Origin of the sequence: Vibrio cyclitrophicus, from assembly GCA_023206055.1 — a bacterium.
Taxonomy (GTDB): Bacteria; Pseudomonadota; Gammaproteobacteria; order Enterobacterales; family Vibrionaceae; genus Vibrio; species Vibrio cyclitrophicus_A.
Genome location: CP065366.1, coordinates 876,025 through 892,930 on the forward strand (window position 1 = coordinate 876,025; position 16,906 = coordinate 892,930).

The window sequence follows — 16,906 nt, forward strand, 5'->3', positions numbered from 1 at the left end:
TAAGCTTTATTCATTACTAAGCCCGCACCGAAATGTGCGGGCTTTTTTCGCTATTTTTTCCTGTTTTTTCATCTCCAAAATTTTTTATATCCAAAACTTTTTATATTCAAAATAAAGGCACTCAGCTTATACTCCGGATTACGGCTAATTGTTGGCCGGTAAAATTAGGAAATCCAATCCACATGAAAATTCTGCTTTTAGTAGGGTTAATTGTTTTAAATGGTCTGTTTGCCATGTCAGAGATTGCACTGGTAGCAGCAAAGAATAGTCGGCTGAAACGCTTAGCCGAAAAACATCGCTCCGCTCAGGTTGCTCTTGAGCTCAAAGAAAATCCAACCCGCTTCCTCTCTACAATCCAAATCGGTATCACGGTAATCGGCCTGCTCAGCGGTATTGTGGGTGAGGCGACGCTATCGGCTCCATTGGCCGTTCAACTGGAACTGTGGGGGGTAGATCCAACACGAGCGAACATCTTATCTACTGCGGTTGTGGTGGTGGGTATTACTTACTTCGCGATTGTTGTCGGTGAACTTGTACCAAAGCGTTTCGCTCAATCTCAAGCTGAAAACATCGCTGTGTTAGTAGCGCTACCTATCTTCTGGTTATCTAAAATCGCGACGCCATTTGTGTTTGCGCTATCGGCCTCAACCGAAGGCATTCTTAAGCTGATGGGACGTGGCGGTGAAGAAGACAGTGTGACTGAAGATGATATTCATGCCCTCGTGAAAGAAGGCTCTGAGTCTGGTGTGATAGAGCGTGGTGAGCAAGAGATGATTCGTAATATCTTGCAGCTTGATGACCGCCTTGTAAGCTCATTGATGACTCCTCGTAGAGACATCGATTTTCTTGATATCGACCAGCCTGTGGAGAACATCTTTAAGCAATTGCGTTCATCAAAGCACAGTGTGTTTCCATTGTGCCAAGATCACTTGAATAAAGTGGTCGGTACGGTGTCAGCCAAAGCCTTGCTGAATCAGGCGGGCAATCTAAGCATTCAAGTGATCATGGGTTTATCTAAATCTCCGATCTACGTGCCTGAATCGATGAAGGCATTGCGTCTACTTGGCTACTTTAAAGAGTCGGGCACTGAGATGGCATTCATTGTCGACGAGTATGGCGATGTTCAAGGCCTTGTGACTCATTACGATATTCTTGAGGCGATAGCTGGCGAGCTATCGAATAACCCGAACGATCTTTGGACCGAGCAAGTGGAAGACGGTTTGCTGGTGGATGGATTGATTCCGATCAGTGAACTGAAAAACCGTTTAGAGCTATCTGATTTTGAGGGCGAAAGCGAGAGCTTCCAAACGCTGAATGGCCTTGTGACGTGGTTAATAGGGCGTTTACCGGATGCAGGCGAAGTTGTTCAATACCAACAGTGGCAGTTTGAAATTATCTCTGTTGAGAACAATCGAATTGTGAGTGTTAAAGCGACGAAAATCGTTAACGATGTCGTTGAAGCTGTAAGCTAAATAGAGAGTTAATCGTCTAGATGGTGGCTATTGTTCAATATCTCTTTGTTGTTCATAGCCACCAAGATTAGGTATGCTTCACCGCATACCTATTTTCGTTTTTATCCTTTGTTTCTGGAGTTCCCTTTGTCAGACCATCAATTCACCCCTCAAGATGAAATCTTCATGCGACGTGCCATTGAGGTAGCCAAGCAAGCTGAGAATGAGGGAGAGGTTCCCGTGGGCGCCGTGTTGGTGAAAGATGGAGAGATTATCTCTGAAGGATGGAACCGTTCGATTGGCAGCCACGATGCTACGGCACACGCAGAAATTGAAACCTTGCGTAAAGCAGGGCAAGCTCTGGAAAATTACCGACTGCTCGATACCACCCTATACGTCACGCTAGAACCATGCCCTATGTGTGCCGGTGCTTTGTTACACAGTAGAGTAAAGCGCATTGTCTTTGGTGCGCCTGACTTAAAAGCGGGTGCGGCGGGTACGGTATTGAATCTCTTTGAAAGCCAAGCCTCATACCACTATGCCGACGTTGAACATGGCTTGTTAGAGGAAGAGTGCCGTGAACAATTGCAGGCGTTTTTCAAGCGTCGTAGGAAAGAGATAAAAGAGAAGCGAAAGCAAGAACGTCTGTTGGAAGAGCAGCGTTTAGAAGTAGAGATGAAGGCTAGCAACAAAAAATAGCAGCGTGCTTTTGGCACTCTCAATCGCAAGAGTGCCCAGCAAAGTGACTTGGTAATTACATTTACTCAGCAATCATCTGCATGAAAGCGCGATTGCGCCAAATGATCTTCTTCTTATTATTTGAAAGCATACGCTTACGACGGTTTGCAGCAACGGTCTTATCAAGGCGCTTCGATTTCAGTTTCTTCATCATTTCAATGATTTCCTATTTGTCGTCTGACTTTGTAGTTTGGACTAACGATTTAATTATAGTGTTATTCGTTTATTTGGCCTGTCGCACGCTTGGCTTAAATAGAAGAGCAGTTCTAGTCTAAAGCCAGCATCGCAGTGCAACAGAGCATAATCTTGATTGTGGTGTGCCGTTATAAGGTTCGATTGTTACTGCAATATGACACATCGAGTTTCACGGCTTTTTGTCGAGCTTATTCTTTTGCGCGCAATTACAAAAAGCACAATAAAAAAGAGCAATGCTTAATGGCATTGCTCTTTTAGTATCTACTGCGAAGGTTCCGAACTGCTTACTGTCGATTCAGCAGCACTAATGCTTGATTCAGCACCAGAAGTCTCTAGAGGTGGGATGACAATCAACCCTTCAAGACTCTCTTCTTGTTCTTTATTACGCTTATTTACATGGCCGATGATGCTTTGGTAATAACGTCGAATGTTTTCAACGTAGTTTCTCGCTTCATCACCACGTGCATACCCGTATCGAGTTTGGCTGTAGTATTTCTTCTGCCTCAATAGAGGCAATCGGTCTTTTACATCACCCCAAGCGTCAGGATCGCCACCCTGTGCTTTGGTTAAGCGGCGAGCATCCATCATGTGTCCGTAACCTACGTTGTATGAGGCTAGGGCAAACCAGATCTTCTCGTGTTCAGTGATGGAATCTGGTACTCGATTAACGATACGACGCAGGTACTCAACACCGCCTTGTACCGACTGTTTCGGGTCGAGACGGTTGGTTACCCCAACACTCTTCGCGGTGGGTAGTGTCAACATCATCATGCCACGAACACCTGTTGGTGAGCGTGCAACAGGGTTCCAGTGTGATTCTTGGTAGGCCAAAGCGGCAATCAAGCGCCAATCAAACTCTTGAGAGTACTTTTGAAATAGCGGTGACCATTTTGGTAGCTTGCTGTCCAGTGCGCGGATAAAGGCGCGAGTATCAACGTAGTCAAAAGTACCGATGTGGCCGATGTATTTCTCTTCCAGTGAAGCCAGTTCACCAGACTGTTTTAGGTTACCGAAGAACTCAATCAACAGAGCATAAAGGCTTTCATCTTCAGACTTCTGCAAATACCAAGAGATAGGTTGGTCTTCTGTCAGTTCAAAAGCCAAAGCTACGTCTGGGTATAAACGTTGTGCCAGTGACAGTTCAATTGAGTCAGCCACAGTGAATAAGCGCTCGCCAGTCGATACTTCTTTTAGCAGGTCGTTGATATCAGCATTGCCGACGGCGTCGTAGATGAAGTCATCGTGTGTTTTCTGCAGCTGTTTTAGTGTTGGCTCAAAGTGTGAGTCTTTCACTACAACCAAAGATGGCGTTAATGTGTCAGTAGACGCCGCCTCTTCTGATTCAGTTTGTGCTTTAACAAAGCCAGCCTGACGCTCATTCTCGAAATTGATCAGTTGTTCAAGGTTTCTTGGTCGCCACTGGCCTTTTTTGTAAACGACCTGTTGGCTTACATAGTAATAAGCAGGCGCGGCGCGATAAGCGCGCGTCAGTTTGTTGTTTTGCGTTAAGCCAGTCGCGATAAGATCGATCTCGCCTTTCTGCAGTGCAGGGAACAAGCCAGACAAACGGTAAGCGGGTTTGACCTCAAGCTTTACACCAAGCTCCTGCGCAAATTCACGAGCTAATTCGTAATCTAAGCCAGCAGGGCCATCAGGACCGATGTAATAAGATAGTTGGTTGTTAAGGGTGCCGACACGAAGAACGCCGCGATCTCGTATCTGCTCAAGGACACTTTTAGGTTCAGATTCAATCTGGCATCCCGCTAGCCCAACCAGAGCGATAACGAGCAGAATGAATTTAGACGAAAAGATGAGCGTAAATTTAGGCATCAAAATGAAATCTCGAAAAGTGGAAGCCCCTTTATACCAAACCCCGCAAGGCTGGCAAAGCAGGTTTAATTAAACAGTTGTAAAAGTGGTGATAAATGCAGCAAAAGTACCATTTACGCAGAAAGATAAAAAAAATAACGCAAACGGTTGCTTTTGGTGTTACGTCACAAAAAGAAATGCTTTATAATGCGCTCGCATTGAAGAGGTGGAATCGGCATAGGTTTGGTAACCTTCGGGAATAGCTTCGAAGAAAACAGTTAGGTTGTTCCTATAACCCACTGAATTTATTCCAATACTACCTTAATCAACTGCATAAGAGACGTAAGCACATGAGAATTTTGCGTGGCTCCCCAGCTCTATCTGAGTTTCGTGTTAACAAGCTTTTAGAGCTTTGTCGTGAATTAAGCTTACCTGTAACAGGTATTTACGCTGAGTTTGCCCACTTTGCTGATCTAACGGCAGACCTAGATGAGTCTGAAGTTGAGAAGCTAGAAAAGCTACTGACTTACGGTCCAACGATTGAAGAGCATGAATCTGAAGGTTTACTGCTGCTTGCAACGCCACGTCCAGGCACTATCTCGCCTTGGTCATCAAAATCAACAGATATCGCACACAACTGCGGACTGGCTAAAGTGTCACGTCTAGAGCGCGGTACTGCTTTCTACATTGAAACCTCTACTGAACTTTCTGAGCTTCAACTTGTTGAGCTGAAAGCAATTCTGCACGACCGTATGATGGAAGTGGTTTTCACTGACTTCGAATCGGCAGCAGCACTATTTACCGTTGCTGAGCCTGCTCCTTATGCGGAAGTTGACCTATTAACTGGTGGACGTAAAGCGCTTGAACAAGCAAACGTTACCCTAGGTCTTGCACTTGCAGAAGATGAAATTGATTACCTTCTTGAAAGCTTCACTGAAAAGCTAGGTCGTAACCCGACTGACATCGAGCTAATGATGTTTGCACAAGCGAACTCAGAGCACTGTCGTCACAAGATCTTTAACGCTGATTGGACTATCGATGGCGTTAAGCAAGAAAAATCATTGTTCAAGATGATTAAGAACACCTTTGAAACGACACCAGAACACGTTCTGTCTGCTTATAAAGATAACGCAGCGGTAATGACAGGTTCTGAAGTAGGTCGTTTCTTCCCTGATCCAGAAACTCGCCAGTACAACTACCACCAAGAGAAAACACACATCTTGATGAAAGTTGAAACGCACAACCACCCAACAGCAATCTCTCCATGGCCGGGCGCATCAACAGGTTCAGGCGGCGAAATCCGTGATGAAGGCGCAACGGGTATTGGTGGTAAGCCAAAAGCGGGTCTGGTTGCTTTCTCTGTATCTAACCTTAAGATCCCGAACTTCGTTCAACCTTGGGAAACCGACTTTGGTAAGCCGAGCCGTATCGTTACTGCTCTGGATATCATGCTTGAAGGCCCTCTTGGTGGCGCAGCATTCAACAACGAATTTGGTCGTCCAAACCTATTAGGTTACTTCCGTACTTACGAAGAGAAAGTAAACTCTCACGCAGGTGAAGAAGTACGTGGTTACCACAAGCCAATCATGCTGGCTGGTGGTCTAGGTAACATTCGTGATGATCATGTTCAGAAGAAAGAGATCCCAGTAGGTGCAAGCCTAATCGTTCTTGGCGGTCCAGCAATGAACATTGGCCTTGGTGGCGGTGCTGCATCTTCAATGGATTCTGGTTCTTCTTCTGAAGACTTAGATTTTGCTTCTGTACAGCGTGAAAACCCAGAGATGGAACGTCGTTGTCAGGAAGTTATCGACCGTTGTTGGCAGCTTGGTGATGCGAACCCAATCGCATTTATCCACGATGTGGGCGCGGGCGGTATCTCGAATGCTCTTCCTGAGCTAGTCGACGATGGCGAGCGTGGCGGTATCTTTAATTTACGTGACGTGCCAAACGATGAGCCGGGCATGAGCCCACTTGAGATCTGGTGTAACGAATCTCAAGAGCGTTACGTAATGGCAGTTGCTGATAAAGACATGGCAACATTCGACGCGATTTGTAAGCGTGAGCGTGCTCCATACGCGGTAGTTGGTAAAGCAACAGAAGAACGTGATCTTAAATTAGAAGATTCTCACTTCGACAATACGCCAATCGACATGCCGATGGACATCCTATTAGGTAAAACGCCTAAGATGCACCGTGACGCGAAGACGTTAAAAGCGAACAACCCTGCGATTGACCGTTCTGGTATTGAACTAAACGAAGCGGTTGACCGTATTCTTCGCCTACCAACAGTGGCAGAGAAAACATTCCTTATCACTATCGGTGATCGCTCGGTAACAGGCCTTGTCGCTCGTGACCAAATGGTTGGCCCATGGCAGGTTCCAGTTGCTAACTGCGCAGTAACTGCAGCAAGTTACGACTCTTACCACGGTGAGGCAATGTCTCTTGGTGAGCGTACGCCAGTAGCACTACTAGATTTCGGCGCGTCAGCTCGTCTAGCGGTTGGTGAAGCAATCACTAACATCGCAGCAACCAACATCGGCGATATCAAGCACATTAAATTGTCAGCTAACTGGATGTCTCCAGCAGGTCACCCTGGTGAAGATGCTGGTCTTTACGAAGCGGTTAAAGCGGTTGGTGAAGAGTTATGTCCGGCACTGGGTCTTACTATCCCAGTAGGTAAAGACTCAATGTCGATGAAGACTAAGTGGGAAGAGAACGGCGAGCAAAAAGAAGTCACTTCTCCGCTGTCTCTTGTTATCACTGCGTTTGCACGTGTTGAAGATGTTCGTAAGACGATTACTCCTCAATTACGTACAGACAAAGGTAATACAAGCCTAGTTCTTATCGATTTAGGTAACGGCCAAAATCGTATGGGTGCGACAGCACTTGCACAGGTTTACAAGCAGCTTGGTGACAAGCCAGCAGACGTAGACAACGCAGCGCAACTAAAAGGTTTCTACGAAGGCGTTCAAGCACTTGTAGCGAACGACCAAGTTGTCGCTTACCACGATAAAGGTGACGGTGGTCTATTCGTAACGCTAGCAGAAATGGCGTTCGCAGGTCACTGTGGTGTTAACGCTGATATTGCAGCATTAGGCGAAGATACGCTTGCGTCACTATTCAACGAAGAATTGGGTGCAGTAATCCAAGTACGTAACGATGACCTAGATGCGGTACTTGCTACTCTTGCAGCAAATGGCCTAGAAACGTGTTCACATGTCATTGGTTCTGTTGAAGCGTCTGATGAGCTAGTGATTAAGTCTGGTGAGTCTGTAGTAATTGAACGTAACCGTACTGAATTACGTACTATCTGGGCTGAAACTACGCACAAGATGCAAGGTCTACGTGATAACCCAATCTGTGCAGACCAAGAGCACGAAGCGAAGAAAGACAACTCAGATCCAGGTCTGAACGTGAAACTAAGCTTTGACGTAAACGAAGATATTGCAGCGCCATTCATTAACACGGGCGCTAAGCCTAAGATGGCGATTCTACGTGAGCAGGGTGTTAACTCTCACGTTGAAATGGCAGCAGCATTCGACCGTGCAGGCTTCGAAGCGACTGATATTCACATGAGCGACATCCTAACGGGTCAAGCAGTTCTAGAAGAGTACAACGGCCTTGTGGCTTGTGGTGGCTTCTCTTACGGTGATGTACTAGGCGCTGGTGAAGGTTGGGCTAAATCGGTTCTATTTAACGACTCGACTCGTGATCAATTTGAAAACTTCTTCAAACGTGAAGATACCTTCTCTCTAGGTGTGTGTAACGGTTGTCAGATGTTGTCTAACCTACGTGAACTTATTCCGGGTGCAGAGTACTGGCCACGTTTCGTTCGTAACGAATCTGAGCGTTTTGAAGCTCGTTTCAGCCTAGTTGAAGTTCAGAAGTCTGATTCTGTGTTCTTCAACGGTATGGAAGGTTCTCGTATGCCAATCGCTGTTTCTCACGGTGAAGGTCGCGTAGAAGTACGTGATAACGACCACCTAAACGCGATTGAAAACTCAGGTACGGTTGCTCTACGTTACGTTGATAACAACGGTAACCAAACGCAGCAATACCCGAATAACCCGAATGGTTCGCCAAACGCTATCACTGGTTTAACAACGACTGACGGCCGCGTGACTATCATGATGCCTCACCCAGAGCGTGTATTCCGCACGGTTGCAAACTCTTGGTCTCCAGAAGGTTGGGGCGAGAATGGTGCTTGGATGCGTATGTTCCAAAACGCACGTAAGAATGTGGGTTAATCTGGTTCTTTAGACTGATATTTTTAACTAAATGAGAAAAGCGCAGATCGAAAGGTCTGCGCTTTTTTTTTCTCAAAATTTAGGAACCAGGGCGAAGAAATTAACGTTTGCAGTTTGCTGTTCTAAAAATCTCCACTACGCTAATTGTTATGGAATCAATTTGTTAGGTCGTAAATCCTGTATGTGTGCAGATCTGGCTATGCAAAAAATGAATCAATCATCGTGGCATAAGAGGGAACTATGAAAACAACAATCACAAAAGCAGTTGCAGTGGCAGCGATTGTCATGTCGTTAGCTGGGTGTGTGGGTAGTAACGCGGTTACTGGGAAATTAATGAAGTTCAACGTTGAGGTAGTAGATAACCGTTACGCTCGTGCGGGCGTCAACTTCCTACTTGCTCCTGTTTACGCACTAACCACCGCAGCCGATTATATTGTATTTAACTCAATTGAATTCTGGGCGGGTAAAAACCCACTGACTGGCGCACCTCATATCTTTGATAGCAAAGTCGATACCATGATTGATGTGAACGACAGCCTAGACGATTCACTAAAAGAAGCCCCACTTGGTTTCAACAATCGTCAGATTGAATGGGGTGAGATGCAACAGATCGATGAGAACACCATTCAAATGGACATCACCTATAATGATGGCCAAAAAGCTGTTCTGACGGGCGTTCGAGATGGCGATAAGGTCAGCTACTATATGGATGGTACGTTAGTATCAGAAACCTCTATTCAGGCGCTTGAACAGCTAGCCGCAGAGAAAGCATAACCCAAACTGATCTGCCTATATAAAAGAAAAGCCGTTGGATTTAACCCCAACGGCTTCGTATTTTCTAGCATCTAGCATCTAGCATCTAGCGCTTAGATTAGTTGTTGCTGTGTAGCTCGCTGTTCAGTTCAACAGCAGACTTGTTCGCTAGACATTCAATTTGGCCAGTGATTGAGTTACGACGGAACAGAAGGTCAGAAACGCCAGCTAGATCGCGCGCTTTAATAATTTCTACTTCGTTGCCTTCTTTATCTAGCATGCGAACCTTAGTACCCGCAGTCACGTAAAGACCAGACTCAACCGTACAACGGTCGCCCATTGGGAAGCCAAGACCTGCATTTGCACCTAGTAGACAGTTTTCGCCGATAGAGATAACCATAGTACCGCCACCTGACAGAGTACCCATGATAGAAGCGCCGCCGCCGATATCAGAACCGTTACCCACAACAACACCCGCAGAGATACGACCTTCAACCATGCTTACGCCAGTAGTACCCGCATTGAAGTTGATGAAACCTTCGTGCATTACTGTTGTGCCTTCGCCTACGTGTGCGCCAAGACGAACACGAGAAGTATCAGCAATACGAATACCTGTTGGTACCACGTAATCCACCATTTTAGGGAACTTGTCTACGCAATCTACAGATAGAGCACGACCGGCTAGGCGAGCTTCGATTTGACGCTCAGCCAGTTCAGGAAGATCGATTGGGCCTTCGTTAGTCCATGCGATGTTGTGCAGTAGACCGAAGATACCGTCTAGTACTGTACCGTGTGGTTGAACTAGGCGGTTAGAGATAAGTTGTAGCTTAAGGAAGCCTTCAGCAACAGATGCTGGCTTCTCGTCAGTCGCAAGAACAACAAGAACAAGAGGTTGCTCAGATGCTGCTGCTTTTTCTGCGAAAGATGCGTTAGCTGCATCATCGTTTGCTGCGAATGCTTTCGCTAGTTCTGCGCTTTGTGCAGCAGAGATTTCGATAGCTTGGTTGCCTTCAGAGTAACCTGATACTTCTGCCACAGCCGCTACAAGAGCGTCGCTTGGGTTTAGAAGTGGGTTAGGGAAGAACGCTTCAATGATTTTATTGTCGCGGTTTTTGGTTGCCGTACCGAAGGCTAGTGAAAAGTAAGCCATGTTGAATCTCCATGTGTTGAGTCTTGATTTTGCTATTCCAAAACAACGGCTCGAATAACAAGCGCTGCCGTTAGCAAAGTTAATTTAATTGCGTTCATCATAAAGAGAGCGCCCTCGTTATGAAAGGGCGCATCGGGATAAAGTCTGTAAAATGATATTGCTTGTCTTTTTAGCGATAGTTTTTACTTTCCGGATATTACTCCGTGGGTATCATGTCACTGTGCTTACATTAGTCACTTAGTACAACTTCGTTTTCATTTTCGACACTCTTTAGAGCTATCTATTTTGTTCGCAGTATCAATAGAGCTAGTCACATTTTCTTTATAAATTTATGTTTATTATCAGGATTAATCGAATTATGTTGATTAATCGCTTGTGCTTAAAGTTAGGGTAAATACTCAGATTATCAGCGGTGTAATTAAGAGAGTGATCACTAAAAACCTTCAATATATAAGTATATTTCCAGCCATAACGACATTAAAACGATTAATAAAGGATCTTCTATGAATTTTACTAAGTCTTTATTGGTGCTCTCTATCGGTGTAGCAATGGTTGGCTGTGGTTCGGACAATGACGACATCACGGTGACGTGTGACACCGCGGACCCTTGTACCAAATTTACTGTTTTGCATACTAACGATAACCATGGCCGCTTCTGGGAGAACAGTAAGGGTGAGTATGGGATGGCGGCTCGTAAGACGCTGATTGATAGTATTCGTGCAGAAGTGACTCAAAATGGTGGTGAGACGATACTACTGTCCGGTGGCGACATTAATACTGGTGTGCCAGAGTCTGATATGCAGGATGCGGTACCAGATTTTGTAGGTATGAATCTTCTTGGTTACGACGCGATGGCATTAGGTAATCACGAGTTCGACAATAGCTTGGATGTGTTAGATATGCAGGCGGAATTGGCCGACTTCCCGATGCTAGCGGCTAATATTTATATCAAAGATGGAGACACAGTTACTGATGAACGCCTTTTCTCTCCATATAAAGTATTCACCATCAATGGCTTAAAGGTTGCGGTTATTGGCCTGACAACTAAAGATACGGCGAAATTAGTTAACCCTGACAACGTCGCGACGATTCACTTTGCCGACCCGCAAGTCGAAATCAAAAAAGCCATAAAAGAAATTGAGGCCAATGAAACGGTTGATTTGATTTTTGCTACGACTCATATGGGGCACTACGCAGATGGTCAGCATGGTAGTGAAGCGCCTGGCGATGTGTTGCTTGCTCGCTCTCTAGAAGAAGGTCAGTTAGATGCCATTATTGGCGGGCACTCTCAAAATCCTGTTTGTATGGAAGGCAATGAATATGCTGATTTCAATCCGGGAGATGACTGCAAGCCGGATCAGCAAAATGGTACCTACATCATGCAAGCTCACGAATGGGGCAAATATGTAGGTAGAGCTGATTTTGAGTTTTACGATGGAAAGCTGCATTTAGCGAAGTACGACCTGATACCTGTGAACTTAAAAGAGAAGGATGAAAATGGTGATTACCAATTTATCCAATCTGAAATTGAACCTAATTCAACAGTAATTGCTACTCTTTCCGCGTATCAGCAGCAGGGACAAGAGTTGTTAGATGTCATTATCTCTAAAACCGATGCGAAGCTTGAAGGTGACCGTAATGTGGTTCGTTCTGAGCAAACTAACCTTGGTCATTTGTTAGGGGAAGCTTATCGCACTTATAAGTTAGTTAATGCTGATTTTGGTGTGATGAACTCTGGTGGTGTTCGTGACTCAATTGCGGCGGGCGACATAGCTTATCGTGATGTACTTACAGTTCAACCTTTCGGAAACTTCGTGACTAAAGCAACGATGACAGGGGCTGAGGTTAAAGCATATTTAGACGTTGTTGCGACGATGACTGCAGGATCTGGCGCTTATGCCCAGCTCGACAATATTAGCTTAACCGTCGACTGTGATTTGAGTGATGTGACCATTCGAGATATCAATGGCAAAGGCTTTGACTTAGCGGACACCTACACGTTCTCTGTTATCAGTTTCAGTGCGGCTGGTGGTGATGACTACCCAGTAATTGATGTTGAGTCGACGCAGTTGACGGATGCCGCTGTGCTCCGCGAGTTCTTCGTTAAGAACCCAGATGTTACTGCTGCGAATTACGCACCAGCAGATGGTGATCTAATCTATATGAGTAATGGTTTAGAAGTGAAAGGCTGCCCTGCGAACTAATTCACAAACAAGCGTTAAAAAAATAGCCAGCCAATTGCTGGCTATTTTTGTATCGGAATTTCGAGGTATTAACTAGATAAACAGCGCCTTGTAAGCCTGTTCTATCCCTTCAATCAACATCTGCATACCAATAACTGCAAGTATCAAACCCATCATTCGAGTAATCACGTTCAATGCGCTTGGCCCTACGGCTTTCACGAAGCGTTCGCCGAATACAAATAATATGTAGGTTAAGGTACACAGTAGACCAAAGGCGACGATGGTTATTATGGTCTCGTAGATACCTTCGGTGCTGGCAAAGTTCATTGCTGTAGCAATGGTGCCCGGGCCTGCCAGTATCGGCATTGCTAGAGGCGATACGGCGATACTGAGCGCCGCATTTTGTTGGGCGTCTGAGTTAACCTTCTCTTTCGCTTTAGAGTGTGTTGAGTCCCCTTGCAGCATGTGAAAGCCAATCAAGAATACTAGGATCCCGCCAGTGATGCGAAGTGCGTAAAGCGTGATACCAAACAGATCGAAGATGAGTTTGCCCGACACAGCAAAAGTACTGACGATGACGAAAGCGATAAACACCGAGCGGAAAGCGATAGATTTGACCGTTTCCCTGTCATTGTCACCGGTTAATCCAAGAAAGATTGGCGTATTAGCGATAGGGTTCATGATGGCAAAAAAGCCCATGAACACGGTAATGGTATGAATGATGAGCTCTTTCATATTATTCCTTTGAAAAGATGCAGTTAAATACTAGGGCGTGTATTTAATCTTAGATACAAATAATTATTAGAAATAGATAGTAGAGCAAGTGTGAATAAAAAACAGCCAGCATAAGTCTGGCTGTTTGGTTTTAGTGATAGGTGTAGAGTTTTGGTCGCCTGTTATTGCTTGTTTCTCAGTTTACGGACTCTATTTAATGGATAGATTGTGCTGCTCAACTTTATGCGTTTTGAGATTCGCTCACTGCTACAGCCAATGCAACTGTCGCACCGACCATTGGGTTGTTACCCATACCGATGAAGCCCATCATTGCCACATGAGCCGGAACAGAAGAGCTACCAGCGAACTGAGCGTCAGCGTGCATTCTGCCCATGGTATCTGTCATGCCGTAAGACGCAGGACCTGCTGCCACGTTATCTGGGTGTAATGTTCGACCTGTACCGCCGCCTGAAGCAACTGAGAAGTAAGGTAAACCTTGGCGAGTACGCTCTGCTTTGTAGATACCTGCAACAGGGTGTTGGAAGCGAGTGGGGTTAGTTGAGTTACCCGTAATACTTACATCCACTTCTTCTCTGTGCATGATTGCTACGCCTTCACGTACATCATCAGCGCCGTAACACAAGATCTCTCCGCGAGGGCCTTGAGAGAAGCGGCGACGCTCTGTTTCAACAAGCTCACCCGTTTGGTAATCGTATTGAGTGCGAACGTAGGTAAAACCATTGATGCGAGAAATTAAGTAAGCCGCATCTTTACCTAGACCATTGAGTATTACCTTCAATGGGGTGTGACGTGATTTGTTGACGTTGAGTGCAATTTTAATCGCACCTTCTGCAGCAGCAAAAGATTCATGGCCCGCAAGGAAAGCAAAGCAGTGGCTTTCTTCATTTAAAAGACGCGCAGCTAGCGCACCGTGGCCGATCCCCACTTGGCGTTGCTCAGCAACACTGCCAGGTTTGGTGAATGCTTGAAGGCCTTCACCAATGATATTCGCAGCTTGTTCAGCGTTGCTTGCTTTGCGGAATAGAGCGAGTGCTGAACCAAGGATATAAGCATCGGCAGCGCTTTCAAAAGCAATAGGTTGGGTGTCCATCACCATGGCTTTTGGATCAACGTTGTGGGCTTTACAGTATTGGTTCGCTTGCTCTAAAGAGTCGAAGTTCATTTCTGCCAATACGCGAGTTACTGATTCATTAAATTGAGTGTTCATCATATCTTTCCTCTAAATTGGCAAAAATTATTGTTGGCGTGGATTAATGGTGGTTACAGCTTCATCGAAGCGACCGTAGGTTCCCATAGCAAGGTCTGCTGCTTCATTGGCTGACATACCTTGATTAATCGCCTTCATCATTTTGCCGAGGTTGAGATATTCGTAGCCAATTACTTCGCTATGGTCATCAAGTGCAAGCTTGGTCACGTAACCCTCTGCAAGCTCTAGGTAACGAACGCCTTTCGCTGAGGTTGAATAGCTGGTACCTACTTGACTACGTTGTGTTTGACCTAGGTCTTCTAATGCAGCGCCGATTTCTAGGCCGCCTTCAGAGAATGCAGATTGAGTTCGACCGTAAACAAATTGCAGAAAGATTTCGCGCATGGCTACGTTAATAGCGTCACACACCAAGTCAGTATTCAGAGCTTCAAGAATAGTTCTTCCTGTGAGGATTTCGGCTGCCATCGCGGCTGATTGAGTCATGCCTGAACAACCAATCGTTTCGATTAGCGCTTCTTCGATGATGCCGTTTTTTACGTTTAGCGTCAGTTTTGCTGCACCTTGTTGTGGTGCACAAGTGCCAACGCCATGGCTTAAGCCAGAAATAGCGATAACGTCTTTTGGACTAACCATAGCGCCTTCAACTGGAATTGGCGCTGAAGTGTGCAGATCACCCCTTTGAATAGGGCACATTGATTGAATTTCTGAAGAGTAGTGCATAATGTTTTCTCACTGTTAGAGCCATTTAAGACCTAGGGCGTTGAGAAAACAGGACGTGTTGGAAGAGGTGCGGCTAATTCACTACAGATCTTGAGTATCGGTAATCCAAAGGTGTCATGGATCTTGGTCTTGATAGACTAAGTCCATTTCAAAATGGAGGAATAGCGATACATCCAACAGTATTACCTGTTTTCGATTCTGTAGGAGTCATTAGCACTGTTCGGAAAGAACGGGCGGTTGAAGCAAAAGCTTAGGTGGAACCCCATCACCTGATGACTATAGATTAGATCTTTATCACACTTTTGTGCAAGCGAATGTTTAGAGCGATTTCGACTATAAACAAGCTTCATTATATTTCGATAAGTATAAAAAAACGCCAATAACGAACTCTGATTAGAGGCGTTATTGACGTTTTTTAGAAAGGTATCAGCTAGTTAAGCTGCATCTTCTTCTGCGTCTTCAACAGCTTCAAGCTTCTTCGCTTTTTTAGGAGCTGGCTTACGCTTAGCGCCCAATGCGTAAAGAACTTCTTCTTTGTTCTTCGCTAGGTACATTGCAAGTTCTTCTTGCTTGCCTTCATCTTCAACTAAATCGCTTTTGCCTAACAGTTCAAAAAGCTCATCAGCCATATCCAGCATTTTGTCGTATGCGTCAGCTTCGGCTTTAGAGGTAAAAGTCATTTTCTCTTCTCCGTTGCGTTCCACCACGTACTTGACGATAACAGCCATGGTTAATCCTCTAAGTTTGATAAATTTTACTGGCTTTTTATACAGTTTCTGATGCTAAAAGTCCAGTTGGAGCCCTAACTATGCGGCTTCAATCTTGATGCGTAGCCCAGTCTTCACAATAACCCATGAAAGATTTCAGCAGAGGGCTCTGGTATTTGTCTTTGTGTACCAGCATCCAGAAACGTCGTTTCATGTCGAGTGGCACATCAAGCGCTTTTACTCGGCCTGAATCAATCGCGCGTTGTGCCGCCAGTCGAGATAAACACGCGAATCCAAGATTGGCAGAAACTGAATTGATGATAGCCTCAGTGGTGTTGAGTTCGAAGGATTCATACCAGTGTTCGATGCGCGGTGCGACGGCTCGTAGGAAAAACTCACGAGTCCCTGAACCTGATTCACGCAGGATCCAGTGACTATCTTCCAAATCGCTTAAAATCACTTTTTCTTTTGTAACGAGAGGATGTTGATTACTAACAATAATACACATTTCATCGCTGCTAAACTGACTCGAAATGAGTTCAGGGTGTAATGTTTTTCCTTCAATTAGCGCGATATCAAGTTCATAATCCACCAACTTTTGGCAGATCAGCGCACTGTTTGAAATGAACAAGCTTTGATCCTGATGTTGAGTTCGTTCGCGAAAGCCAGACAAAATAAAGGGTGCGACCTGATTACCAATCGTGTCACTCGCGCCAACCTTTAAATTGCCACTTAATGGTTGGTCATCACGGAACAAAACATCGATGCCTGCAGCTCGGTGAAGTATCTCATCAGCCAAAGGAAGTAATTTATGCCCCTCTTGGTTGAGAATTAATCGGTTGTTGACCCGGTCAAATAGAGAGTGACCCAGCTGTTTCTCCATTTCGCCTAGTGCCATACTGACCGCGGCTTTAGACAAAAACAGCGCCTCAGAGGCAGCAGTCAATGTCGGGTGCTGGGTAATGGTGACAAACACTTTGAGTTGTTTGATTGAGATATTAGCCATCAGGT

Annotated in this window: 12 protein-coding genes; 5 read left to right on the forward strand and 7 right to left on the reverse strand. The window is 45.3% G+C overall.

All coding sequences use genetic code 11. The annotated features are described in order from the left end of the window. The first annotated feature begins 182 nt into the window (after window positions 1–182). A complete protein-coding gene (locus ITG09_03850; GenBank protein ID UPR52790.1) occupies window positions 183–1,472 on the forward strand; it encodes an HlyC/CorC family transporter in 1,290 nt (429 codons plus the stop codon). Between the two features lie 126 nt (window positions 1,473–1,598). Further along, a complete protein-coding gene (tadA, locus tag ITG09_03855; protein ID UPR52791.1) occupies window positions 1,599–2,150 on the forward strand; it encodes a tRNA adenosine(34) deaminase TadA in 552 nt (183 codons plus the stop codon). A gap of 495 nt (window positions 2,151–2,645) precedes the next feature. Here the strand turns inward: tadA and mltF are convergent, their stop codons facing one another. Beyond that, window positions 2,646–4,214, reverse strand: coding sequence for a membrane-bound lytic murein transglycosylase MltF (gene mltF, locus ITG09_03860; GenBank protein ID UPR52792.1), 1,569 nt, complete (start codon window positions 4,212–4,214; stop codon window positions 2,646–2,648). A 329-nt stretch (window positions 4,215–4,543) separates the two neighbouring features. Between mltF and purL the strand changes: the two genes are divergently transcribed. Together purL and ITG09_03870 are read left to right on the forward strand one after the other, a co-directional pair. Then, a complete protein-coding gene (purL, locus tag ITG09_03865; GenBank protein UPR52793.1) occupies window positions 4,544–8,440 on the forward strand; it encodes a phosphoribosylformylglycinamidine synthase in 3,897 nt (1,298 codons plus the stop codon). A gap of 240 nt (window positions 8,441–8,680) precedes the next feature. Then, complete coding sequence (locus ITG09_03870) at window positions 8,681–9,214, forward strand: DUF3332 domain-containing protein (protein ID UPR52794.1); 534 nt, start codon at window positions 8,681–8,683, stop codon at window positions 9,212–9,214. Window positions 9,215–9,311: 97 nt separating this feature from the next. Here ITG09_03870 and dapD read toward each other — a convergent pair whose 3' ends face one another. Continuing rightward, window positions 9,312–10,343 (reverse strand): 2,3,4,5-tetrahydropyridine-2,6-dicarboxylate N-succinyltransferase, encoded by a 1,032-nt coding sequence (gene dapD, locus ITG09_03875; protein UPR52795.1) that lies wholly within the window; start codon window positions 10,341–10,343, stop codon window positions 9,312–9,314. 503 nt (window positions 10,344–10,846) lie between these two features. Between dapD and ITG09_03880 the strand changes: the two genes are divergently transcribed. Further along, on the forward strand, window positions 10,847–12,547 hold the full coding sequence (locus ITG09_03880) for a bifunctional UDP-sugar hydrolase/5'-nucleotidase (protein UPR52796.1): 1,701 nt from the start codon (window positions 10,847–10,849) through the stop codon (window positions 12,545–12,547). 72 nt (window positions 12,548–12,619) lie between these two features. Here the strand turns inward: ITG09_03880 and ITG09_03885 are convergent, their stop codons facing one another. From ITG09_03885 to ITG09_03905, 5 genes are all read right to left on the reverse strand, one after another. Further along, entirely contained in the window at window positions 12,620–13,261 is a 642-nt protein-coding gene (locus ITG09_03885; GenBank protein ID UPR52797.1) for a MarC family protein, read from the reverse strand. 220 nt (window positions 13,262–13,481) lie between these two features. Next, window positions 13,482–14,471 (reverse strand): GGGtGRT protein, encoded by a 990-nt coding sequence (locus ITG09_03890; GenBank protein ID UPR52798.1) that lies wholly within the window; start codon window positions 14,469–14,471, stop codon window positions 13,482–13,484. A 24-nt stretch (window positions 14,472–14,495) separates the two neighbouring features. Then, window positions 14,496–15,188, reverse strand: coding sequence for an iron-sulfur cluster assembly scaffold protein (locus ITG09_03895; GenBank protein ID UPR52799.1), 693 nt, complete (start codon window positions 15,186–15,188; stop codon window positions 14,496–14,498). A gap of 434 nt (window positions 15,189–15,622) precedes the next feature. Beyond that, the gene (locus ITG09_03900) at window positions 15,623–15,916 is read right to left on the reverse strand and encodes a YebG family protein (protein ID UPR52800.1); all 294 of its coding nucleotides are present in this window, start codon (window positions 15,914–15,916) and stop codon (window positions 15,623–15,625) included. An 88-nt stretch (window positions 15,917–16,004) separates the two neighbouring features. Further along, a complete protein-coding gene (locus tag ITG09_03905; protein UPR52801.1) occupies window positions 16,005–16,901 on the reverse strand; it encodes a LysR family transcriptional regulator in 897 nt (298 codons plus the stop codon). Window positions 16,902–16,906 lie beyond the last annotated feature (5 nt).